We start from the raw sequence: 22,658 nt of genomic DNA on the forward strand, positions 1-22,658 counted from the left end.
CGGCCATCCACGTTTTAAGAACCGCAGAAGACGTGGATCCCCGGAACAAGTCCGGGGATGACGGATGGAGCAGTGTTCTTCACTCTCTTGCCTGGCTTACCTCGACGAAGCTCTTGGCCACCTTCGGCACATTCGCTTCGTTGAGGCCGGCAACGCACATGCGGCCCGAGCCCACGAGATAGACGCCGTCGCGCTCGCGCATCGTCGTGACCTGCTGCTCGTTCAGCCCCGTGTAGCTGAACATGCCGCGCTGGTTCGTGAGGAAGCTCACATCGATCTCGTTCGACACCGCGCGGATCTCATCGGCGAGGCGCTTGCGCATGGAGTCCATGCGGGTGCGCATGGTCTCGACTTCCTGGGCCCACTGCGCACGCAGGTCGTCGTTGCCGAGCACTGTGGCGACGAGCAGGCCGGCGGTCATCGGCGGGCTCGAATAGCTGCGGCGCACGGCGAGTTTCAGCTGCCCGAGCACGCGCTCGGCCTCTGCGCTGTCCCGGCACACCACGCTCAAGCCGCCGCAGCGCTCGCCATAGAGCGAGAAGTTCTTCGAGAAGGAATTGGCCACGAGGCAGCTGGCGCGCTCCGCGTAGCGGCGCACGAAGGCGGCATCCTCGTCGAGGCCCGTACCGAAGCCCTGATAGGCCATGTCGAACACCACGATGTGGCCCTTGGCGACCAGCACGTCGGTCACGGCCGCCTGCTGCCGCTCGTCGAGGTCGACGCCGGTGGGGTTGTGGCAGACGGGCTGGAGCACCACGATGGAGCCGGCTTCCGCTGCCTCAAGGGCTTTCACCATGCCGTCGAAATCGACCGAGCGGTTGGCGCGGTCCCAATAGGGATAGGTTGCGGTCTTGAAGCCCGCCCGATGGAAGAGGCCGTGATGGTTGTCCCAGGTGGGATCGCTGACGAGAACGGTGCGGCCGGGGCAGTGCTTGGCCAGGAAGTCGGCCGCGATGCCCACAGCGCCCGTGCCGCCGAGGGTCTGAATCGTTGCTACGCGCTTCTCGGCAAGGGCCGGGTGGGCCTCACCGAAGATGAGCTTCTGCACGCCCTCGCGGTACGACGCGTGGCCTTCCATCGGCAGATAGGGCCGCTCCGCGAACCCGATGCGCTCGTGAGCAGCCCGAACCGAGCCCAGCACGGGAAGGCGTCCTTCCTCGTCGGTATAGACACCGATGCTGAGATTGACCTTCTCAGGGCGTGGATCGGTCTTGAAGCTGTCGTTGAGGGACAAGATCGGGTCGCCCGCGAAGGCTTCCACCTGGCCGAACAGGGATTCCGTCATGCTGATCTCCAAGCCTGTCGCGGCAGCCTGCCTGCGACGCATCGTTCAGATGCCGCGAGGACCTAGCCCCTGAAGGGCCTCCTCGGCAAGGTGCTTCGTGGATTGTCACACATCCAACCGCCAGTCGATCGACTCCAGGCCGTGCTCGACGAGCCAGGCATTCGCCCGGCTGAAGGGCTTCGTGCCGCGAAAGTCATTGAGCCGGTTCAGGGGCGAGGGGTGCCCGGCCTCGATCACGAGATGCTTCGTTCGATCCACGAGCGCTGCGCGCTTGCGGGCAGGACCGCCCCAGAGCAGGAACACGACGGCGGGCTGCTGCTGGGAGATGGCGGTGATGGCCTGATCGACCAGGGCCGACCAGCCGAACTTCATGTGGGCTCCCGATTTTCCGGCCTCCACCGTGAGCGCGGTGTTGATCAGCAGCACGCCCTGCCTGGCCCATTTCGAGAGGTCTCCCGATGTGGGCATCGGCACGTCCAGATCTTCCGCCATCTCGCGCAGGATCGTGCGCAGGGAGGCGGGCAGCCGACGGGAGCCGCGATAGGAGAAGGCGAGCCCGTGGGAATCGCCTGGAGTCGGGTAGGGGTCCTGGCCGAGGACAACCACCTTGACCTTCCCCAAGGGTGTCAAGGAGACGCTGGTGAACACGGCGTCCGGCGGCGGCAGCACCAGGGCGCCCGATGCGATCACCGCATCGACCTTGGCGGCCACGGTCTCGGCGCTTCCATCCTGGAAGAAGGGCAGCCTGAGCCACCCCTCGGCCTGGGGCTTGGCGCGGAAGTCTGCAAGAGCTTGGCTGATGGGACCGGTCATGGACAGTTCATGCCTTTCATAGGGGAGGCACTGACGATGTGCCGGCTAACGGGGTTGGCAGGATCGATCAGAAAGGCATCAGGAGTGCCGCTGAACAGAGCGTCGGGAATATCGACAGGATGTTACTTCTGTGACACGTTGCCGGTCTAGGCTCCACGCCTCCCACCGTGGATCCAACCTGCTACGAGGACTTTGCATGATGCTTCAGAGCCGACCCTCCGCCGCCCTACGCGCCGGCTTTCTTGGACTATCCCTGCTGCTGTCGGGCACGGCCCTGGCGCAGGAGGCCGTGACCATCCGCTTCGTCCATACCAACGACATCGATCGCATGAGCGCCGAGAAGGGCCGGGGCGGCTTTGCCCGCCTGGCGACGGTGGTCAAGGAGGAGAAGGCGAAGGGCAATGCCTTCTTCCTTCATGCGGGCGACACCATCTCGCCTTCGCTCCTGTCGGGCTTCGACAAGGGTGCCCACGTCATCGACATCCTGAACCGGATGGGCGTCGACGCCATGGCGCCGGGCAACCACGAATTCGATCTCGGCGACGCAGCCTTCCGCGCCCGCATGGCCGAGGCCAAGTTCGACGTGCTGGCCACCAACATCGTCGACGGCAACGGCCTGCCGGCCAACACCAAGCCCGACAAGATGATCGAGGTGCAGGGCGTGAAGATCGGCCTCTTCGGCCTGACCACCGAGGATACGCCTATCGCGTCGAGCCCCGGCACCATCAAGTTCTCCTCCACTATCGATACCGCCCGCGCGAAGGCCAAGGAACTGCGCGAAAAGGGCGCCGATCTCGTGGTTGCCATTGCCCACACGCCGCTGGAGGTGGACATGATCATCGCCCGCTCCGCCGGGGTGGACGTGATCATCGGCGGCCATGATGAGCACCTGCTTGCCTTCTACGACGGCAAGGTGGTTCTGTCGGAAGCCGAATCCCAGGCGAATTTCGTCAATGTCGTCGAGCTCTCGGTGAACAAGGCCACGAAGGACGGCAAGACCACCGTCACCTGGTCGCCGAACTTCCGCATCATCGATACGGTCAGCGTGAAGCCTGACCCGGACATCGAGGCTGTGGTGAAGGGCTACGAGGACAAGCTGTCCAAGGAACTCGACATCGAAATCGGCGTGACGGAGACGCCCCTCGACAGCCGCCGTGCGACCGTGCGCGGAGGTGAGGCCGCCATGGGCAACCTCATCGCCGATGCCATGAAGGCCGCGGTCGGGGCCGACGTGGCCATCACCAACGGCGGCGGCATACGGGCCGACAAGCAGTACCAGGCCGGTCAGAAGCTGACCCGCCGCGACATCCTGTCGGAAATGCCCTTCGGCAACACCACCGTGCTGCTTGAGGTCACCGGCGCGCAGATCAAGGACGCGCTCGAGAACGGCGTCAGCCAGGTGCGCGAACTCGGCGGACGCTTCCCGCAGGTCTCCGGCATCACCGCCGAGGTCGATGTGAAGGAGCCGGTCGGCAGCCGCGTGAAATCGGTCAAGATCAACGGCCAGCCGCTTGATCCCGCCAAGACCTACAAGCTCGCCACCAACGACTTCGTCGGTCGCGGCGGCGACGGCTATCGCTCGTTCATCGGCGCCAAGTCGCTCATCGACGCGTCTGCCAGCCAGCTGATGGCAAGCCAGGTGATCGACTACGTAGCGAAGGCCGGCAAGGTCTCGCCGAAGGTCGAGGGACGCGTCGTCCTGCGCTGATCAGAACGCACTTCTCCACTCCGGCGCCGGGACCTGCATGGGTCCCGGCGTTTTTCATGAGCCGAGGGTTCCGACGCGACGTCCGGGCGCATCCCTTTCAACCGGGAGGCAAGATAGGTCGCAGGCCTCTGGTCAACGGGAAGGCGAGACGTAAATTCCCTCTCCATCAACGGCAGTTGCTGTGTCATCCTGCGCACGCAACGCCGAATCTCGGACATCAAAGCGGCCTCTCCTTGCAGTTTCATGCGCCCCCAGAATCGGTCACCCTGTCGCAGAAGCGCCGCCGGCGCTCTCTTGCGCGCGGTCGGCTGACCCTCGTCATGGGCCTGTTCGGGGTAGCATTCATCCTTCTGACCTTCGGCTACATCGCCTGGGAGCAGCGCAACCGCCTCATCCAGCGCAACGAGGACGACCTGCGAAACGCGGCCTTCTTCCTGGCCGATCACACGGCGAGGCTCCTGGAAGGCACTGACCTGACCTTGAGGCAGGCCGTGGCCCTGATGCAGGGTCAGAGCTGGGATCAGGTGGAAGCATCGCGGCCTCTCTGGGAGCAGATCCGCGCCGCCGAGGAATCGCTTCCCTATATCGACGATGTCTGGCTCAACGATCCGAGCGGGCGCCTGCGTCTGACGTCCGCTCAGTTTCCTGCCCCGGAATCCAACGTGTCCGGGCGCGACGCTTTCGCCGCCCAGGTGAGCAGCGATCAGGCCCTGTTTGTAGGCGAGCCGATCCTCGGGCGCGTCACGAAGATTCCGACCTTCATGATCAGCCGTCGCTTGCAGGGCCAAGACGGCGCGTTCGGCGGCATTGCGTCGGTTACTGTGACGCTGTCCTATTTCTACGATTATTGGTCCAAGCTGCGGTTGCCCCGCGGCAGCCGGGTGGTCCTCATGCGCGGCTCGGACGCGGAGGTCATTGCTCAATACCCGCCGCCGCCGGACGGGCTTTCGTTCGCGCCCATCGACAAGTCCGCTTTCGACGCGGCTGTGCGAACCACCTCCCAGGCCGGTCTCTATGCCTTCATCAGCATGGGCCGTGAGCGTGTGGGGGCTTACCGCCAAGTCGGCTCGATGCCGCTCTACATCAATGTCAGCATGCCGCAGGATGCCTATTGGACGCCTTGGTTCGTCCAGACGCGGCTCTACGGTGCTTTTGCGCTGATCGCTTTGCTGGCCCTTCTGGCTCTCACAGCCCTGGCCTCGCAGCAGTTCCACGAGCAGGCGGCGAGTGCCGCCCTGCTTGAGAAGCAGGTCTCCCTGCGCACCAATGAGCTGCGGACCGAGACCGCAGCCCTGGAGGTCCTCAACAGGACCGGCAGCGTCCTGGCGGCGGAACTCGACCTCGATCGTATCATCGAAAGCGTCGTCGATGCGGGCGTCGAGCTGACCGAGGCGCAGACAGGAGCCTTCTTCTACGGGGCCGCTCAGGGCGGGAGTGCGCATTACGGAAAATTCGCCTCAGAGGGTTTCAAGGAGGCTTTCGCAGCCCTCGACACCCGAGCGATGTGCGCGCCCGCCTTTACGGACGGCAGGACGGTCCGCCTGGACAACATCGCCGTCGAGCAGGGCTATGACGGCACCCCCTTCGCCGTGGACGCCACGCCCGGCCGCCCGGTGCTCCGCAGCCTCATGGCGGTTCCGGTCCTGCTGCGCAAAGGCGGGGCCCATGGCGTTCTCGTCTTCGGTCACGAAAGGTCGGGGGTCTTCAATGCGCGATCCGAGCGTCTGCTCGCAGGCTTGACCTCACAGGCTGCCATCGCCCTCGAGAACAGCCGCCTCTATAGCGCAGCCCAAAACGAGATCGAGGAGCGCAAGCAGGCTCAGACTCAGCAATCCCTCCTGATACGCGAACTCCATCACCGGGTCAAAAACACCCTGGCCACCGTCCAGGCGGTGGTGGGCGCCACCGCACGCTCGGCGCTGAACATCGACGATTTCTATCAGGCCTTCGTGGGGCGCATCATCTCGCTCGCCAATACCCATTCCCTGCTGACCGAGGCCGTCTGGCAGACCGCGTCCCTGCGCGAGATCATGGAGAAGGAGCTGCGCCCCTACAACGACGTGAGAGGGCAGCGGATCACCCTGAACGGGCCTGCGGTCGAGTTGCCTTCGGATGCGGCCGTGCCCATCGGCATGGCGATCCATGAGCTCACCACCAACGCCGCCAAGTACGGGGCCCTGTCGGTGTCCCGCGGCAAGGTGTCCGTCTCCTGGGAGTCCGAGCCTGCCGAGGAGGGCACGAGGCTCAAGCTCGTCTGGGAGGAAACCGGGGGGCCTGAGGTCTCGACTCCGACCAGGCAGGGCTTCGGTTCGCGGCTGCTGCACCGGGTGCTTGCGACGCAGCTGAATGCCAAGGTCGAGATGGATTTCAGACCCCAAGGCCTGCGCGTGGCGCTCGACGCCGTCCTCAGGCACGAACCCAACAGGGGTCCAAGTCTCTGAGAAGCGTTCGTTCCCTGCAAACGCAGCTTGCGGCCGGACGCGCCATTGTGATGGTGGTTTCGGTTGGCGGAACTGCCTGAAACTCTTATCTAAGCGGCATCGGGAGCGGAACTCGGGACGAACTCCGCCGTCAAGGGGCTTTTCTTATGAACGAGAACGTGAATCTGACCGATCTGCGCCAAGGCGTCCGTCCGGTGGACCACCCGCCCGCGAGGGTCGGACGGATCGGTGTGCTTCTGATGAACCTGGGCACGCCCGAGGGCACCAGTTACTGGCCCATGCGCCGCTATCTGAAGGAGTTCCTCTCCGACCGGCGCGTGATCGAGACTCCGCGCCTCCTGTGGTGGCCGATCCTCAACCTGATCATCCTGACGAAGCGCCCCGGCCCCAAGGGCCGCGACTACGCGTCGATCTGGAACAACGAGCGCGACGAGGGCCCGCTCAAGACCATCACCCGCAACCAGGCGGAGAAGGTGGCCGAGCACATCAAAAGCATCGCGGGCGACAAGGTCACCGTCGACTGGGCCATGCGCTACGGCAAGCCCGAGGTCCGCGAACGCATCCAGGCCCTTCTCGATCAGGGCTGCGACCGCATCCTTCTCGTGCCGCTCTACCCGCAATATGCCGCCGCCACCTCGGCCACCGCCTGCGACCAGGCCTTCCGGGCCCTCATGGACATGCGCTGGCAGCCGAGCGTGCGGGTCTCGCCGCCTTACCACGACGATCCGGTCTATATCGACTCCCTGATCTCTTCGATGAAGGGGGAGCTGGCGAAGCTCCCCTTCGAGCCGGAGGTCATCCTCGTCTCCTTCCACGGGGTGCCTAAGGAGTATCTGCTGAAGGGGGATCCCTATCACTGCCAATGCGTGAAGACCTGGCGCCTGATGCGCGAGGCCTTCGGCTGGTCGCCGGACAAATTCCGCATGAGCTTCCAGTCGCGGTTCGGCCCGGCGGAATGGCTGCAGCCCTATACCGACAAGACCGTGGAGGCGCTCGCCAAAAGCGGCGTGAAGCGCATGGCCATCGTGGCGCCCGGCTTCTCGGCGGATTGCCTGGAAACCCTGGAGGAGCTCGACGGGGAAAACCGCGAGATCTTCATGCATAACGGCGGCGAGCAATTCGCCTATCTGCCCTGCCTCAACGACAGCCACGACGGCATGCGCGTCATCAACCACATCGTCGAGCGCGAGTTGCAGGGCTGGCTCTGATCAGCTGAAACCGTACTCAGCCGCGTCGTGCGGCAACGCTCTAGGACTCCAGGCCTGTTTGCGATAGCGTGAGCCTTCTGCAACGACGTTGCCTGGGGGGCTCATGCTGGTGGGTGGTTTCGACATCTTCGTCATCGTGCTGGTGCTGGTCGTTATCGTGACGATCGCCATGGGCATCCGCACGGTCCCGCAGGGCTATGCCTATACGGTGGAGCGGTTCGGCCGCTACTCGCGCACGCTCACCCCCGGCCTCGGGTTGATCGTGCCCTACATCGACCAGATCGGCAAAAAGGTGAATGTCATGGAGCAGGTGCTCGACATTCCGAGCCAGGAGGCCTTCACCCGGGACAATGCGGGCGTCACCATCGATGCAGCGGCCTTCTATCAGATCCTCGATCCCGCCCGAGCCTCCTACGAGGTGTCGGACATGAACCAGGCCCTGCTGGTTCTGACCATGACCAATATCCGCACGGTCGTCGGCTCCATGGATCTCGACCAGCTCCTGTCCCACCGCGACGAGATCAACGAGCGCCTGCTGCGGGTCATGGATGCCGCCGCCTCGCCCTGGGGCGCCAAGGTCACCCGCGTGGAGATCAAGGACATTCTCCCACCGCAGGATCTTGCCGGCGCCATGGCGCGTCAGATGAAGGCGGAGCGCGAGAAGCGCGCTGCCGTGCTCGAAGCCGAAGGCCTGCGGCAGGCGGAGATCCTGCGGGCGGAGGGCCAGAAGCAGTCGCAGATCCTGGCAGCCGAGGGCCGGAAGGAAGCGGCGTTCCGCGATGCCGAGGCCCGCGAGCGCCAGGCCGAGGCCGAGGCGAAGGCCACCGGCATGGTCAGCGAGGCCATCACCAAGGGCGATCTCGCCGCCGCCAACTTCATCGTGGCGGAGAAATACATCGACGCGATCCGCGCCCTCGCGTCGGCTCCCAATCAGAAGGTCGTGATCGTGCCCATCGAGGCGGCGGGCCTTGCCGGAACGCTGGGCGGCATCGCCGAACTCACCAAGTCGGTGTTCGGCGAGGGCGGGGCGGGCCTCAACAGGCCAGCCCGCAGCGTTCCCACAGTCACGGGAGGAAGCGAGCGCTCATGATCCAGGACGCGTTCATCGGCCTCGGAGCCTGGGCCTGGATCATCCTCGGAGTGCTTCTGATCGGGGTCGAGCTCCTTGCGCCAGGTTCGTTCTTCCTGTGGCTCGGTCTTGCCGCCATCGCGACGGGCCTGCTCGATGCGGTGCTGGGCCTCTCCTGGCAGGTGGCGGCGCTGCTCTTCGCGGTGCTCTGCGTTGCAGCCGTTGTCCTCGGTCGATTCGTCACCCGCTCGACAACACAGCCGGATGTCGAGACCACCCCGCTCAACCAGCGTGGTCAGTCCCTCATCGGCCGGGTCTTCACCCTCGAAACGCCAATCAAGGACGGGGAGGGCCGCATCCGGGTCGATGACAGCTCCTGGCGTGTGACGGGAGCCGACCGCTTCGCCGGAGCAAAAGTGCGCATCGTGCGGGTCGAGGGCTCAACTCTGGTCGTCGACGATCCCTGATCAGGCCGCGCCGGCCCGCAGCAGGTCGAGATAATGCACGAGGCCGACGGGCCGGTTGTGCTCGACCACGATCAGGGCTGTGATCCGGGAGGCTTCTTCCATCTCCAGAGCGGTCGCCACGAGGGCGTCCGGCGCGATGGTGCGCGGGGTCTTCGTCATGATGGCGGCGACCGGCAGCGTCGCGAGATCGGGCTTCAGGTTGCGGCGCAGATCGCCGTCTGTGACGATGCCGGCGAGCGTGCCGTCACCGTTCACCACGATCACGGCCCCAAAACCCTTGCGGCCGATCTCCTCGATCGCTTCGCCCATGCGGGCCTCAACGCCGACGATGGGCAGGCGCTCGTCCTTGTGCATGATGTCGCGCACGAGTTTGAGCCGTGCACCGAGCTTTCCGCCGGGGTGGAAGACCCGGAAGTGGTCCGCCGTGAACCCGCGCCGCTCCAGCAGAGCGACGGCCAGGGCATCGCCCAGCGCCAACTGGATTGTGGTCGAGGTGGTGGGGGCGAGCCCGTTGGGGCAGGCCTCCTTGGCCCTCGGCAGGGTCAGGCAGACGTCGGCTGCTCGTCCCAAGGTCGATTCCGCACTGGAGGTCAGGGCGATCAGAGGCACCCGGAAGCGGCGGGAATAGCCGATGATGTCGGCAAGCTCTGCCGTCTCACCCGACCAGGACAGGGCGATGATCACGTCGTCCGTCTGAATCATGCCCAGATCGCCGTGGCTCGCCTCCGCCGGGTGGACGTAATGGGCGGGGGTGCCGGTCGACGCGAAGGTGGCGGTCATCTTGCGGCCCACATGGCCGGACTTGCCCATGCCGGTGACGATGACCCGGCCCTTGGCCGCCGCAATGGTCTCGACCGCAGCCGTGAAGAAGGGGCCCAGGCCGTTGCCGATGGCCTCCATCAGGATCGTCAGGCCATCGCGCTCGGTCTCTAACGTGCGCAGGGCCGATTGGACGGCCGGGTCGGACGAGTGGGGTGCGGATTTTGCGAGTGCCATGGCCGCCCTTTAGCATAGGCGGGCGGCCAAGAGGAACCCTTGGCGGAACCCTTGGCGGAACCCTTTGGCGGACGCCTGGAGCCGCTTACTTCTGCCGCAGCAGCGCTTCGAGCTCCCTGCGGAACTCCGCCGAGAGCTCCTCGCGCTCGAGAGCATAGGCCACGTTGGCCATGAGGAAGCCGATCTTCGAGCCCGTGTCGTAGGTCCTGCCCTGGTACTTCATGCCGAAGAAGGGCTGCTCCTTCATGAGGCGGATCATGGAATCGGTCAGCTGGATCTCGTTGCCGGCGCCGCGCTCCTGGGTCGAGAGCAGGTCGAAGACCTCGGGCTGCAGGATGTAGCGGCCGGAGATGATGTAGTTCGACGGCGCGGTGCCCTTCGGGGGCTTTTCCACCATGCCGGTGATCTCGAAGGTCTGGCCGAATTCCTGGCCGACCGAGACGATGCCGTATTGGTGGGTCTGGTCCTCAGGCACTTCCTCCACAGCGATGATGTTGCCCCCGTGCTTCTCATAAGCCGCGATCATCTGCTCCATGGAGCCGCGGCTGAGCATGTCGGGCAGGATCACCGCGAAGGGCTCGTCGCCCACCAGCTCCCGGGCGCACCAGACCGCATGGCCCAGGCCCAGGGGCTCCTGCTGGCGGGTGAAGCTCGTCTGTCCCGCCTGGGGCTGGTCCTTGGCCAGGATCTCCAGCTCCTTGGTCTTGCCGCGGCCCTCGAGGGTGCGGTTGAGCTCGTAGGCGATGTCGAAATGGTCCTCGATCACCGCCTTGTTGCGGCCGGTGACGAAGATGAAATGCTCGATCCCGGCGGCGCGCGCCTCATCGACCACGTGCTGCACCACGGGGCGGTCGACGACGCACAGCATCTCCTTGGGCACGGCCTTGGTGGCAGGCAGAAACCGGGTGCCGAGACCGGCGACGGGCAGGACTGCTTTGCGGATACGCTTCATTGAATGAGCCATGAGTGAGCAGAAGGGTGGAGGGATAATCTAAGACAGGACCCGGAAAAGGAAACCGACAAAGGTCAAGCTTCGGTGACCCATAACGCGGGACATTCCGGCTTGTTTCATCGGCCAGCTTCTTCATTGAAGCTTTGGACCTGAATTGAAGCTGAAGCGTTGTGGTTAAGCTGCCGAGCAGGGCAGTTCTTCGGAGATGGACATGGCGGTACTGGTGACGGGCGGCGCGGGCTATATCGGCAGCCACATGGTGCTCGAACTCTTGGATGCTGGCGAGACGGTGGTGGTGCTCGACAACCTGTCGACGGGCTTCCGCTGGGCCGTTCCGCAGGAAGCCACCTTCATCACTGGCGATGTGGGCGATCAGGCTCTTGTGGCCAGCGTCATCGACGAGCACGGCATCGACAGCATCCTGCACTTCGCCGCCAAGATCGTGGTGCCCGAATCCGTCACCGATCCCTTGAGCTACTACTTCAACAACACCGTGAAGACGCGGGCGCTGGTCGAGACGGCGGTCCAGAAGGGCATCCGGAACTTCGTCTTCTCGTCCACGGCCGCCGTCTACGGCAATGCCGAGGCACCCCTGCTGACCGAAGACATGCCGCTCGTGCCGATCAACCCTTATGGCCGCAGCAAGCTCATGTCCGAATGGATGCTGCAGGATGCCCACACGGCCCACGGCCTTCGCTATGCCATCCTGCGCTACTTCAACGTCGCCGGCGCCGACCCCAGAGGGCGCTCCGGCCAGTCGACCCCGCAGGCCACTCATCTCATCAAGGTGGCGGCCCAGGCGGCGCTCGGCCAACGGCCTCATCTCGATGTGTTCGGCACGGACTACAGCACCCCGGACGGCACCTGCGTGCGCGACTACATTCAGGTCAACGACCTCGCCCGGGCGCATCTCGTGGCCTTGCAGCATCTCCGCAATGGCGGCGACTGCTCGGTCATGAACTGCGGCTACGGCCATGGCGCCTCGGTTCTGGAGGTCGTCGACGTGGTCAAGCAGGTGTCGGGAGTGGACTTCGAGGTTCGCCTGAGCCCGCGCCGGCCCGGCGATCCGGCCCAGCTCGTGGCGAGGGTCGACAAAATCCGCAGCCTCGGATGGGTGCCGCAGCACGACGATCTGGAGGCGATCGTCGATCAGGCCCTGCGCTGGGAGCAGGCCCTGGCGGGTCGAAAAGCCGCATAGGGACCTATCTATAAGGCTAGCTGTCAACCGGCTGTTAACTCTCGTAGTGTCGCAATGGCAGGACGATCTGTCCTGTTTCCGTGAGCGACCCCTATGCGCCAGCTTCTGGTGCGCCGCCTCTCCGGCGCCCTCCTTCTCGGTCTGAGCTTCACCGCCGGTGTGGAGCTTGGGGCGCCGCCCGTTCAGGCGCAGGAGGCGTCGCACGCCGGGTTCCAGCGCTTCGTGCAGGGGCTCTGGCCCGAGGCCAAGGCGCGGGGCATCTCCCAAGCCACCTTCAGCGCGGCATTCCTGGGCGTCGAGCCGGACGCCAAGATCATTGCGCTCACCAAGAAGCAATCCGAATTCGTTCGCCCGATCTGGGATTACATCAACGGCTCCATCTCGAATGAGCGCCTGAAGCGCGGTCGGGACATGGCCGCCGAGTGGTCGAAGACGCTCGCGGCCGTGGAGAGGACCTACGGCGTTCCGCGCGCCGTGGTGCTCGGCGTCTGGGGCATGGAGACCAATTACGGCAGCTTCACCGGCTCGATCTATGCCATCCGGGCGCTGTCGACCTTGGCCTATACGGGCTATCGCGCCGACTTCTTCCGGGAGGAGCTGCTCACGGCCCTCCAGATCCTGGAACAGGGGCATGTGGACCGCTCCAGGATGCTGGGCTCCTGGGCCGGCGCCATGGGCCAGACCCAGTTCATGCCCTCGAGCTTCATGAAATACGCTGTCGACGGCAACGGGGACGGAATGCGGGACATCTGGTCCTCGGTTCCCGACGCCATGGCTTCCACGGCCAATTACCTGCGCCAGCAGGGCTGGGAGCCGGGGCTCCCCTGGGGCTTTGAAGTCCAGCTGCCGAAGGGCTTCGACTTCCGCTATCTGAAGCAGAACTTTGCTCAGTGGCAGACCCTTGGACTGCGCCGAATCGACGGAAAGGCCATGCCGCGGGCGGGCGAGGCCTCGCTGTTCCTGCCCGGTGGAGCGGGCGGCCCGGCCTTCCTGGTCACCAGGAACTACGACGTGATCAAGACCTACAATTCTTCGGACGCCTATGCCATGGGCGTGGCGCATCTCGGCGACCGCCTCACGGGCGGGCAGCCGATCCAGGCCGCGTGGCCCAAGGAGCCCATGCTGGACAAGGATCAGCGTCAGGAAATACAGGAGCGCCTGGCGCGTCTCGGCTTCTATGAGGGCGACACGGACGGCAAGTTCGGCTCCAGGACCCGGGAGGCCGTGCGGAACTTCCAGCTCCGGCGTGGTTTGATCCCGGACGGCTATGCCGATTATGCTGTTCTGCGCGAACTGCGCGCGACCCGCTGACGGAGCTGCCCTACGGCTCTACAACCAGGCTGGTCCGGACTAGGATGGAACCGCCTATGAGAATAGTGCCGATTCTTCACCGTATGACCCTGACCCTGCTCCTTGTGGCGGGCGGGGTTGATGCCGCCCTGGCGCAATCCGGCTACTACCAGCAGCCGGGCTACCGGGATCCGCGGGCCTATCCGCCCGGCTATTATCCCGGCAAGCTCGTGCAGCCGGCCCAGCCCCAGCCGCAGCAGGGCTTCAGCATCCGGCGCTTATTCGGCGGCCGGGACGAGCCGCCGCCGAGCCGTGCCCCCGTCGCAAGGCCCCGCAGGACCGCACCTCCGCCGGCCGCCGTGGCCAAGCAGGAAAAGCCCAAAATCGATCCGAGCACCCACGTGGTGGTGTTCGGCGATGCACTGGCGAGCTTCGCCCGCCAAGGGCTCGATGCCCATTTCGACGACGATCAGGACGTTGCGGTCATCTCCAAGGTGAGAGGGGACACCAACCTGGTGCGCACAGACCCGGCCGACTGGCCCAACTTCATCAAGGCCACTCTGGATGGAGGGCAGAAAGCCTCAGTGGCCGTCGTGATGCTGGGGACGAACGACCGGCAGTCGATCCGGGACGGCGAGGAGAGCCTGGAACCCCTGTCCGACCGGTGGAAGGAACTCTACCGCCAGCGGGTCGATGCGATCACGGGTGTTCTGAAGGAGCGCAGGGTCCCGTTCGTCTGGATCGGCCTGCCGCCCATGAAGAACAGCAAGATATCCGACGATCTCGTGGCCATGAACGAGATCTACAAGGAGAGCGTCCAGCGCAACGGCGGGGTCTACGTGGACATCTGGCCGGGCTTCGTGGACGAGGAGAACCGCTACACGGTCATCGGGCCCGATGTGGACGGAGATCCCACCAAGCTGCGCACCAGCGAGGGCATCTTCTTCACCCGGGCCGGTGCGCGGAAAGTGGCTTTCTTCGCCGATACGGAAATCAAGCGCATCCTCGGTCCCGGCGGAACGGCCACGGCGGCCGCGCCCAATCCCGCGGCGATCGCGCCTGTCGACGGATCGGCAGCACCTGTCGTCGAGGCGGCGCTGCCGCCTCCACCGGATGCCGCGGCTCCAGTTGCTCTGCCGCAGAAGCCCCTGGTCGGGCCGGTCCTGCCGCTGACTCGTCAGGACGTCGCACCGGGAGGCGCTCTCGTATCCGCGCCGCCGAAGCTGACGGGTGACCATGCCTATACGGTCCAGCGCGCCCTGCGGGTCGGGGTCGCTCCCGCCGCCCGCCCTGGCCGGGCGGATGATTTCCGCTGGCCTAATCCGTAAGAACGGTTCCGTGACGAAAAGCGGCGGCTCACCTGAGGTGAGAGCCGCCGCTTTTCTCGGTGTCTCGGTCCCAGGCCTTACGCCGGCAGAGCGCTGGAGCCCATCAGGAAGGTGTCGATGGATCGGGCGGCCTGCCGGCCTTCGCGGATCGCCCACACCACCAGCGACTGACCGCGGCGCATGTCGCCGGCCACGAAGACCTTCTCGTTCGAGGTCCGGTAGCTCCTGTCGTCGGCCACCACGTTGCCGCGGCGATCCATGTCGACGCCCGACTGCTCGAGCAGGCCTTCCTTCACCGAGCCGGCAAAGCCGATGGCGATGAAGACGAGGTCGGCCTTGAGAATGAACTCGCTGCCCGGGATCGGCTGGCGCCTCTCGTCCACGCGGGCGCATTGCACGCCGGTGACGCGGCCCTTCTTGCCCTCGATGCCGAGCGTCGCCGCCTGGAACTCGCGATCCGCGCCTTCCGCCTGACTGGAGGAGGTGCGCATCTTCGTGGGCCAGTAGGGCCACACCGTCAGCTTGTCCTCCCGCTCCGGCGGCTTGGGGCGGATGTCGAGCTGGGTCACGGAAAGCGCACCCTGGCGGAACGCGGTGCCGACGCAGTCGGATGCCGTGTCGCCGCCGCCGATCACCACCACATGCTTGCCGCCTGCGAGGATCGGCTCCTCGGTGACCTCCTCGTGGCCCACGCGCTGGTTGGCCTGGGTGAGGTAGGGCATGGCGTAATATACACCGGCGAGTTCCTGGCCCGGCAGGTTCGGGTTGCGCGGATCCTCGGCGCCGCCGGCGAACAGCACGGCATCGAACTCGTTGTGGAGCGAGGCGAAGCTGCGGTCGACGCCGATGTTGACGCCGCAATGGAAGATCACGCCTTCCGCTTCCATCTGCTTCACCCGGCGGTCGATGTGGTACTTTTCCATCTTGAAGTCCGGGATGCCGTAGCGCAGCAGGCCGCCGGGCTTCGCCTGGCGCTCGAACACGTGCACCTCGTGACCCGCGCGGGCGAGCTGCTGGGCCGCCGCCATGCCGGCCGGCCCCGAGCCGATGACGGCCACGCGCCTGCCGGTCTGGACATCCGCCGGCTCCGGCTTCACGAAGCCCATCTCCCACGCCTTGTCGGCAATGGCCTGCTCGATGGTCTTGATGGTGACCGGCTGGTTTTCCAGGTTCAGCGTGCAGGCTTCCTCGCAGGGCGCCGGACAGATGCGGCCCGTGAACTCGGGGAAGTTGTTGGTGGTGTGGAGGTTGCGCGCTGCCTCCTCCCAGTCGTCCTGCCAGACGAGGTCGTTCCAGTCAGGAATCTGGTTGTGCACCGGGCAGCCCGTCGGGCCGTGGCAGAAGGGAATGCCGCAATCCATGCAGCGCCCTGCCTGCTTGCGCAGATCGTTGGTGTCGAGCGGCAGCGTGAACTCGCGGAAGTGGCGCACGCGCTCACCGGCGAGCTGATACTTCTGCTCCTGCCTGTCGTATTCGAGAAATCCTGTGACCTTGCCCATGGGTTTGCCCCTTACAATCCTTATTCCGCCGCCTGCAGGGTCCGGAGACGATCCATCTCCTGGAGCGCGCGGCGGTACTCGACCGGCATGACCTTCACGAACTTGGTGCGGTAGGTCGTCCAGCTGTCGAGGATCTCCTTGGCACGCGTCGAGCCCGTATAGGTGTGGTGATTGGTGATGAGCTGCATCAGGCGCTCTTCGTCAGGGCCCGACATGTTGGCCATGATGTCGATGCGGCCCTTGGTCTCCAGATCGCCGCCGTGATGGTGGAGACGGCGCATCAGGTCCTCCTCCTCCTCGACGGGCTCGAGATCGACCATGGACAGGTTGCAGCGTTTGGTGAAGGTGCCGTCCTCGTCGAGCACGTAGGCGATGCCGCCGGACATGCCCGCCGCGAAGTTGCGGCCGGTCTGGCCGAGCACCACCACGAGGCCGCCGGTCATGTACTCGCAGCCGTGATCGCCCGTGCCCTCGACCACCGCGATGGCGCCCGAGTTGCGCACGGCGAAGCGCTCTCCCGCGACGCCGCGGAAGTATGCTTCACCGGCGATCGCGCCGTACATCACCGTGTTGCCGACGACGATGGAGTTCTCGGGCAGCGCCTTCGAGGCAGAGGACGGGCTGATGATGATCTTGCCGCCCGACAGGCCCTTGCCGACATAATCGTTCGCTTCGCCCTCGAGGTTGAGCGTCACGCCGGCGGCGAGCCAGGCGCCGAAGCTCTGGCCGGCGGTGCCTTTGAGCTTCACGGTGATCGTGTCGTCGGGCAAGCCCTCATGGCCGTAACGCTTGGCGACCTCGCCGGAGAGCATGGCGCCCACCGTACGGTCGGAGCTTTTCACCTTGGACTCGATGGTGACGGCCTCGCCGCTCTCCAGGGCCGCACCTGCCTGCGAGATGAAATCGCGGTCGAGGACATTGGCGATGGGGTGAACCTGACGCTCCAGATGGCGGATCGCCACGTTCGCGGGCACTTCCGGCTTGTGGAAGAGTTTGGTGAAGTCGAGGCCCTTCGCCTTCCAGTGGTCGATGGCTCCGTTCTTGTCGAGGAGGTCGGACTGGCCGATCATCTCGTCAATCGTGCGGAAACCCATCTCGGCCATCAGTTCGCGCACTTCCTCGGCGACGAAGAAGAAGTAGTTGATGACATGCTCCGGCAGGCCCTTGAAGCGCTTGCGCAGCACCGGATCCTGCGTGGCCACACCAACCGGACAGGTGTTGAGATGGCACTTGCGCATCATGATGCAGCCGGCCGCAATGAGTGGTGCGGTCGAGAAGCCGAATTCATCGGCTCCCAGCAGGGCTGCGATGATGACGTCGCGACCGGTGCGCAGGCCGCCATCGGCCTGCAGCGCCACGCGGCCGCGCAGGCGGTTGAGCACCAGGGTCTGCTGGGTCTCGGCAAGGCCGATCTCCCAGGGCGAGCCCGCATGCTTGAGCGAGGTGAGGGGGGAGGCGCCCGTGCCGCCCTCGAAGCCTGAGATCGTGATGTGATCGGCGCGCGCCTTGGCGACCCCGGCCGCGACCGTGCCGACGCCGACTTCCGCCACGAGCTTCACCGATACGTCGGCCGAGGGGTTCACGTTCTTCAGGTCGAAGATCAGCTGCGCCAGATCCTCGATGGAGTAGATGTCGTGGTGCGGCGGCGGCGAAATGAGGCCGACGCCCGGTGTCGAGTGGCGCACGCGGGCGATCTTCGCATCGACCTTGTGGCCGGGCAGCTGCCCACCCTCGCCAGGCTTGGCACCTTGAGCGACCTTGATCTGCATCATGTCGGCGTTGACGAGGTATTCCGTCGTCACGCCGAAGCGGCCGGAGGCCACCTGCTTGATGGCTGAGCGCTTGGACATGCCGTTCGGCAGCGGCCGGAAGCGCTCCGGCTCCTCGCCGCCTTCGCCCGTGTTCGACTTGCCCCCGATAACGTTCATGGCCATCGCCAGCGTCTCGTGCGCCTCCTTCGAGATAGATCCGAAGGACATGGCCCCGGTGGAGAAGCGCTTCACGATCTCCTGCGCGGACTCGACCTCGCCGAGCGGAACGGTCGTACGTCCCGTCTCCTCCGCGTTCTTGATGCGGAAGAGACCGCGGATGGTCTTGAGTTCGTTGTCCTGCTCGTTCACGAGGCGCGCGAATTCCCGGTAGCGCTCCTGCGCGTTGAGGCGCACGGCGTGCTGGAGCGTGGCCACCGTATCCGGGTTCCAGGCATGGACCTCGCCACGGGTGCGATAGGCGTATTCACCGCCTACATCGAGGGCGTTTCGGTAGATCGGGGCATCGCCGAAGGCGTCGCGGTGGCGGCGCACGTTCTCCTCCGCCACCTCGTCCATGCCGATGCCTTCGATGGTGGTGGCGGTGCCGAAGAAGTCGCGGGCCACGAAGTCGGACTTCAAGCCGACCGCGTCGAAGATCTGCGCGCCGCAATAGGACTGGTAGGTGGAGATGCCCATCTTGGACATCACCTTGAGCAGGCCCTTGCCGATGGACTTGATGTAGCGCTTGACCGCCTCATCCGCGTCCACCTCCTGCGGCAGCTCGCCGGCCTCACGCATGGCCACGATGGTGTCGAAGGCGAGATAGGGGTTGATGGCTTCCGCGCCGTAGCCGGCGAGGCAGGCGAAGTGATGGATCTCGCGCGGTTCGCCGCTCTCGACCACAAGGCCGACCGAGGTGCGAAGCCCTTTCCGGATCAGGTAGTTGTGCACGGCGGCGGTGGCGAGCAATGCCGGGATCGGAATGCGGTCCGGGCCGACCATGCGGTCCGACAGGATGATGATGTTGTAGCCGCCATGGACGGCCGCTTCCGCGCGGTCGCAGAGGCGGTCGACCGCACCGTCCAGGGCGGATGCGCCGAGCTCCGCGTCATAGGTGATGTCGAGGGTCTTGGTGTCGAAGCGGTCCTCGAAATGACCGATGCAGCGGATCTTCTCCAGATCCGCGTTGGTGAGGATCGGCTGACGCACTTCCAGGCGCTTGCGGCGCGAGGTGCCCTCCAGGTCGAGGATGTTCGGGCGCGGGCCGATGAACGACACGAGGCTCATGACGAGTTCCTCGCGGATCGGGTCGATCGGCGGGTTCGTCACCTGGGCGAAGTTCTGCTTGAAATAGGTGTAGAGCAGCTTCGGCTTGTCGGAGAGCGCGGAGATCGGCGTGTCCGACCCCATGGAGCCCACCGCCTCCTGGCCGGTGACGGCCATGGGCTGCATGAGCAGCTTCAGATCTTCCGACGTGTAGCCGAAAGCCTGCTGGCGGTCGAGGAGCGACACGTCCGTGCGGGACTCCCGCGCCTGCACGGGCTTGAGGTCCTCCAGCACGATCTGCGTGCGCTTCAGCCATTCCTTGTAAGGATGCGCGTTGGAGAGCTGCTGCTTGATCTCGTCGTCGGAGACGATCCGGCCTTCCTCGAGATCGATGAGGAGCATCTTGCCCGGCTGAAGGCGCCACTTCTCGACGATCTTCTCCTCCGGGATCGGCAGCACGCCCATCTCGGAGGCGAGCACCACGAGGCCGTCGTCGGTCACAAGATAGCGGGCTGGGCGCAGGCCGTTGCGGTCGAGCGTCGCGCCGATCTGCTTGCCGTCGGTGAAGCACACGGCCGCCGGGCCGTCCCACGGCTCCATGAGGGCTGCGTGATACTCGTAGAAGGCGCGCCGGTCGTCGTTCATGAGCGGGTTGCCGGCCCAGGCTTCCGGGATCAGCATCATCATGGCGTGCGAGAGCGTGTAGCCGCCGCGCACCAGGAATTCGAGAGCGTTGTCGAAGCAGGCGGTGTCGGACTGGCCCTCGTAGGAGATCGGCCACAGCTTCGAGATGTCGTTGCCGAAAAGCTCCGAGTCGACGGAGGCCTGGCGCGCCGCCATCCAGTTCACGTTGCCGCGCAGCGTGTTGATCTCGCCGTTATGGGCGACCATGCGGTAGGGGTGGGCGAGCTGCCAGGTCGGGAAGGTGTTGGTGGCGAAGCGCTGGTGCACGAGGGCGATGGCGCTCTCGAAGCGCGGATCCTGCAGGTCGAGGTAGTAGTCGCGCAGCTGCGTGACGAGCACCATGCCCTTGTAGACGATGGTGCGCGAGGACAGGCTGACGGGGTAGTAACCCCTCGTGCGCTCGTCCTTCATGTCGTAGACGGCGTTGGAGATGACCTTACGGGCGATGAACAGGCGGCGCTCGAAGGTCTCGGCGTCGTCCATTCCCTTGCCCTTGCCGACGAAGATCTGCCGGTGCAGGGGCTCGGTGGCCTTCACGCTCTCGCCGAGGTCGCTGGAATCCACCGGCACGTCGCGCCAGCCGAGCACCTGCAGGCCCTCATCGGCGATCGCCTTGGTGACGATCTCCTCAACGAGCTTGAAGCCCTCCGGGTCGCGCGGCATGAACAGGTGGCCGGCGCCGTACTGGCCTGCCTCGGGCAGCCAGATGCCGACCTTGGCGCATTCGGCCGCGAAGAACTTGTGCGGAATCTGGACCAGGATGCCGCAGCCGTCGCCCATCTTGGGATCCGCTCCAACCGCGCCGCGATGGTCGAGGTTGTGCAGGATGGCCAGCCCCTGCTCGACGATCTCGTGCGACTTGCGGTTCTTCATGTCGGCGATGAAGCCGACGCCGCAGGAATCCTGCTCGTTGTTCGGATCGTAGAGGCCCTGGGCTGCGGGCAGGCCCGGATCGCGCATGACTTTGACCGCGTCCGTCATTGTCGCCGTGCGGCTTGGCACTTGGGCTTCCAGGCTCTTGGTCGGCACGTCGCTCATGGCAGGTCCTTACATCCGAACGCGGTCATCAAGGTTCTTTGGGGCGGCTTTGAGGCCCGCCGGATGATCGGATCGTCCGGGTGCCCGCCGCTTCTTCAGGTTTCGAGGGTTGGGTCCGGCAGGGGAGCCCGCTCCTCGCGGGCATCCTTTGAGCTTGTGTTCAGCCCAGAGTCGCCCGTCCCGCCCACGCTTTGCGGGCGGCTTTCGCGGTATCTCGTTTCGTTCGCGTGGTGCGAAGCATCAAGAAAACCCCAGGGCGTCAAAAGAAAGGTGCAAGCACCCCAAAAGGGACAGTATCGCTGTCCTAATGACTGCAAACTGCCAGACTTTGCTGCAGGGCACAAGAGGGTTTAGAGAAAATTTAGACGAAAGTTACAAGGCATCGTCAGATCGTGTAACAAAAGCAGCTTTCGGCCTCTCAGGACGAAAGGCTCCGCCGAAGGGTCAATGTTCTTGACATGTCGGCTGCCTTCGCCAGGGTGCGCTCCCGAGGAGACAAGAGATGAACTTTGCGAGCGACAACACGGTGGGTGCCAGCGCCCCCGTTCTCCAGGCCATCCTGCAGGCCAATGCCGGAGCGATGGCAGCCTATGGGAACGACGAGATCTCGAAGAGGGTGAGGGCAAGGTTCAACGACCTGTTCGAGGGCGAGGTCTCCGTGTTTTTCGCCGCCACTGGGACCGCAGCCAACGCCCTCGCTCTCTCGTCCGCCGTGCCGCCCTACGGTCTCTGCGTCTGCCACCGGGAGGCTCACATCATCGACGACGAGTGCGGGGCGCCTGAATTCTTCATGCACGGTGCCAAGCTCGTTGGCCTGCCGGGCGTCGGTGCCAAGCTGAAGGCCGAGGATGTGGCTGCCTATCTGAACAGCCTGCCCAAGGCCGTGAAGCAGATGCCGCCGAAAGCGCTGTCGATCTCGCAGGTGAGCGAAGGCGGCCTGGTCTACAGCCTCGACGAGTTGGCTGCCCTGGGACAGGTCTGCCGCGAGCACGGCCTGTCCTTCCACATGGACGGGGCGCGCTTCGCCAATGCCCTCGTGGCGCTCGGCTGCACCCCGGCCGAGATGACCTGGAAGCAGGGTGTCGACATCCTGTCCTTCGGGGCCACCAAGAACGGCGGCCTCATGGCCGAGGCTATCGTGGTGTTCAGGCCGGAACTGGCTGAGGCACTGGATTATCGCTGCAAGCGCGCCGGACAGATCATCTCCAAGGGCCGGCTCATCGCGGCGCAGTTCGAGGGCTACTTCGCGGACGACCATTGGCTCGCCAATGCCCGCCATGCCAATCGCATGGCCAAGCTTCTGTCGGAGGGGCTGATGCGGCTACCGGGCGTGCGTCTTGCCTGGCCGACCGAGGCCAACGAGGTGTTTCCGATCATCCCGCAGACTCTGAACAAGGCGCTGAAGGCAGCCGGCGTCCTCTACAGTCCCTGGACCGAGCTGAGCCTGCCGGAAGCCGAGCGTGTCGGAGAGAACGAGATTCTGATCCGCCTCGTCGCCTCCTGGGCCACCAGGGAGGAGGATGTGCGCAAGCTTCTGGAGACCGCCTCTTCCGGGGTATCGCGGCAAGCCGCCGAGTGATTGCCCTAACCCTGCCGCAATCACAGGCGAATGGTCTCCTCAAGAGACCCTTGACCCATGGGGCAGCCCTCCGGCCCCAGCGGAAT

General features: G+C 65.3%; 15 protein-coding genes. 9 read left to right on the plus strand and 6 right to left on the minus strand.

The window, feature by feature from the left end:
* Positions 1-79 precede the first annotated feature (79 nt).
* The gene (locus tag AC0QTX_RS13885; protein WP_474604414.1) at positions 80-1,285 is read right to left on the minus strand and encodes an amino acid aminotransferase; all 1,206 of its coding nucleotides are present in this window, start codon (positions 1,283-1,285) and stop codon (positions 80-82) included.
* Positions 1,286-1,390: 105 nt separating this feature from the next.
* A complete protein-coding gene (gene ung, locus AC0QTX_RS13890; RefSeq protein WP_474604415.1) occupies positions 1,391-2,098 on the minus strand; it encodes a uracil-DNA glycosylase in 708 nt (235 codons plus the stop codon).
* 196 nt (positions 2,099-2,294) lie between these two features.
* On the opposite strand from ung, the gene AC0QTX_RS13895 reads away from it, so the two are divergent.
* The 5 genes from AC0QTX_RS13895 to AC0QTX_RS13915 all read left to right on the plus strand — a co-directional run bounded on the left by AC0QTX_RS13895 (position 2,295) and on the right by AC0QTX_RS13915 (position 8,991).
* Positions 2,295-3,806 (plus strand): bifunctional metallophosphatase/5'-nucleotidase, encoded by a 1,512-nt coding sequence (locus AC0QTX_RS13895; RefSeq protein WP_474604416.1) that lies wholly within the window; start codon positions 2,295-2,297, stop codon positions 3,804-3,806.
* 233 nt (positions 3,807-4,039) lie between these two features.
* The gene (locus AC0QTX_RS13900) at positions 4,040-6,247 is read left to right on the plus strand and encodes an HWE histidine kinase domain-containing protein (RefSeq protein ID WP_474604417.1); all 2,208 of its coding nucleotides are present in this window, start codon (positions 4,040-4,042) and stop codon (positions 6,245-6,247) included.
* Positions 6,248-6,393: 146 nt separating this feature from the next.
* Positions 6,394-7,455, plus strand: a complete 1,062-nt coding sequence (gene hemH / locus AC0QTX_RS13905) for a ferrochelatase (RefSeq protein ID WP_474604418.1) — start codon at positions 6,394-6,396, stop codon at positions 7,453-7,455.
* A gap of 103 nt (positions 7,456-7,558) precedes the next feature.
* Positions 7,559-8,545 carry an SPFH domain-containing protein gene (locus AC0QTX_RS13910; RefSeq protein WP_474604419.1) on the plus strand — a complete coding sequence of 329 codons (987 nt, stop codon included), beginning with the start codon at positions 7,559-7,561 and terminating at the stop codon, positions 8,543-8,545.
* Positions 8,542-8,991, plus strand: coding sequence for an NfeD family protein (locus AC0QTX_RS13915; protein WP_474604420.1), 450 nt, complete (start codon positions 8,542-8,544; stop codon positions 8,989-8,991). The genes AC0QTX_RS13910 and AC0QTX_RS13915 overlap by 4 nt, the downstream gene beginning before the upstream one ends.
* Here AC0QTX_RS13915 and AC0QTX_RS13920 read toward each other — a convergent pair whose 3' ends face one another.
* Together AC0QTX_RS13920 and AC0QTX_RS13925 are read right to left on the minus strand one after the other, a co-directional pair.
* Positions 8,992-9,987, minus strand: a complete 996-nt coding sequence (locus AC0QTX_RS13920) for a KpsF/GutQ family sugar-phosphate isomerase (RefSeq protein ID WP_474604421.1) — start codon at positions 9,985-9,987, stop codon at positions 8,992-8,994.
* An 85-nt stretch (positions 9,988-10,072) separates the two neighbouring features.
* The gene (locus AC0QTX_RS13925) at positions 10,073-10,939 is read right to left on the minus strand and encodes a UTP--glucose-1-phosphate uridylyltransferase (protein WP_474604422.1); all 867 of its coding nucleotides are present in this window, start codon (positions 10,937-10,939) and stop codon (positions 10,073-10,075) included.
* A gap of 211 nt (positions 10,940-11,150) precedes the next feature.
* Between AC0QTX_RS13925 and galE the strand changes: the two genes are divergently transcribed.
* From galE to AC0QTX_RS13940, 3 genes are all read left to right on the plus strand, one after another.
* Positions 11,151-12,137 carry a UDP-glucose 4-epimerase GalE gene (galE, locus tag AC0QTX_RS13930; protein ID WP_474604423.1) on the plus strand — a complete coding sequence of 329 codons (987 nt, stop codon included), beginning with the start codon at positions 11,151-11,153 and terminating at the stop codon, positions 12,135-12,137.
* Positions 12,138-12,230: 93 nt separating this feature from the next.
* Positions 12,231-13,448 (plus strand): lytic murein transglycosylase, encoded by a 1,218-nt coding sequence (locus AC0QTX_RS13935; RefSeq protein ID WP_474604424.1) that lies wholly within the window; start codon positions 12,231-12,233, stop codon positions 13,446-13,448.
* A 56-nt stretch (positions 13,449-13,504) separates the two neighbouring features.
* The gene (locus tag AC0QTX_RS13940) at positions 13,505-14,755 is read left to right on the plus strand and encodes an SGNH/GDSL hydrolase family protein (protein WP_474604425.1); all 1,251 of its coding nucleotides are present in this window, start codon (positions 13,505-13,507) and stop codon (positions 14,753-14,755) included.
* Between the two features lie 77 nt (positions 14,756-14,832).
* Here AC0QTX_RS13940 and AC0QTX_RS13945 read toward each other — a convergent pair whose 3' ends face one another.
* Both AC0QTX_RS13945 and gltB read right to left on the minus strand, forming a co-directional pair.
* Positions 14,833-16,254, minus strand: coding sequence for a glutamate synthase subunit beta (locus tag AC0QTX_RS13945; protein ID WP_474604426.1), 1,422 nt, complete (start codon positions 16,252-16,254; stop codon positions 14,833-14,835).
* 20 nt (positions 16,255-16,274) lie between these two features.
* The gene (gltB, locus tag AC0QTX_RS13950; protein WP_474604427.1) at positions 16,275-20,993 is read right to left on the minus strand and encodes a glutamate synthase large subunit; all 4,719 of its coding nucleotides are present in this window, start codon (positions 20,991-20,993) and stop codon (positions 16,275-16,277) included.
* Between the two features lie 502 nt (positions 20,994-21,495).
* Here gltB and AC0QTX_RS13955 point away from each other — a divergent pair.
* Positions 21,496-22,572, plus strand: a complete 1,077-nt coding sequence (locus tag AC0QTX_RS13955; protein ID WP_474604428.1) for a threonine aldolase family protein — start codon at positions 21,496-21,498, stop codon at positions 22,570-22,572.
* Positions 22,573-22,658: the final 86 nt, after the last annotated feature.

Source organism: Microvirga sp. jy35 (genome assembly GCF_056148915.1).

Coding starts and splice junctions, on each gene's coding strand:
- AC0QTX_RS13885 (WP_474604414.1), bottom strand. CDS start 1,285: ATGACGGAATCCCTGTTCGGCCAGGTGGAAGCCTTCGCGGGCGACCCG.
- ung (WP_474604415.1), bottom strand. CDS start 2,098: ATGACCGGTCCCATCAGCCAAGCTCTTGCAGACTTCCGCGCCAAGCCC.
- AC0QTX_RS13895 (WP_474604416.1), top strand. CDS start 2,295: ATGATGCTTCAGAGCCGACCCTCCGCCGCCCTACGCGCCGGCTTTCTT.
- hemH (WP_474604418.1), top strand. CDS start 6,394: ATGAACGAGAACGTGAATCTGACCGATCTGCGCCAAGGCGTCCGTCCG.
- AC0QTX_RS13910 (WP_474604419.1), top strand. CDS start 7,559: ATGCTGGTGGGTGGTTTCGACATCTTCGTCATCGTGCTGGTGCTGGTC.
- AC0QTX_RS13915 (WP_474604420.1), top strand. CDS start 8,542: ATGATCCAGGACGCGTTCATCGGCCTCGGAGCCTGGGCCTGGATCATC.
- AC0QTX_RS13920 (WP_474604421.1), bottom strand. CDS start 9,987: ATGGCACTCGCAAAATCCGCACCCCACTCGTCCGACCCGGCCGTCCAA.
- AC0QTX_RS13925 (WP_474604422.1), bottom strand. CDS start 10,939: ATGAAGCGTATCCGCAAAGCAGTCCTGCCCGTCGCCGGTCTCGGCACC.
- galE (WP_474604423.1), top strand. CDS start 11,151: ATGGCGGTACTGGTGACGGGCGGCGCGGGCTATATCGGCAGCCACATG.
- AC0QTX_RS13935 (WP_474604424.1), top strand. CDS start 12,231: ATGCGCCAGCTTCTGGTGCGCCGCCTCTCCGGCGCCCTCCTTCTCGGT.
- AC0QTX_RS13940 (WP_474604425.1), top strand. CDS start 13,505: ATGAGAATAGTGCCGATTCTTCACCGTATGACCCTGACCCTGCTCCTT.
- AC0QTX_RS13945 (WP_474604426.1), bottom strand. CDS start 16,254: ATGGGCAAGGTCACAGGATTTCTCGAATACGACAGGCAGGAGCAGAAG.
- gltB (WP_474604427.1), bottom strand. CDS start 20,993: ATGAGCGACGTGCCGACCAAGAGCCTGGAAGCCCAAGTGCCAAGCCGC.
- AC0QTX_RS13955 (WP_474604428.1), top strand. CDS start 21,496: ATGAACTTTGCGAGCGACAACACGGTGGGTGCCAGCGCCCCCGTTCTC.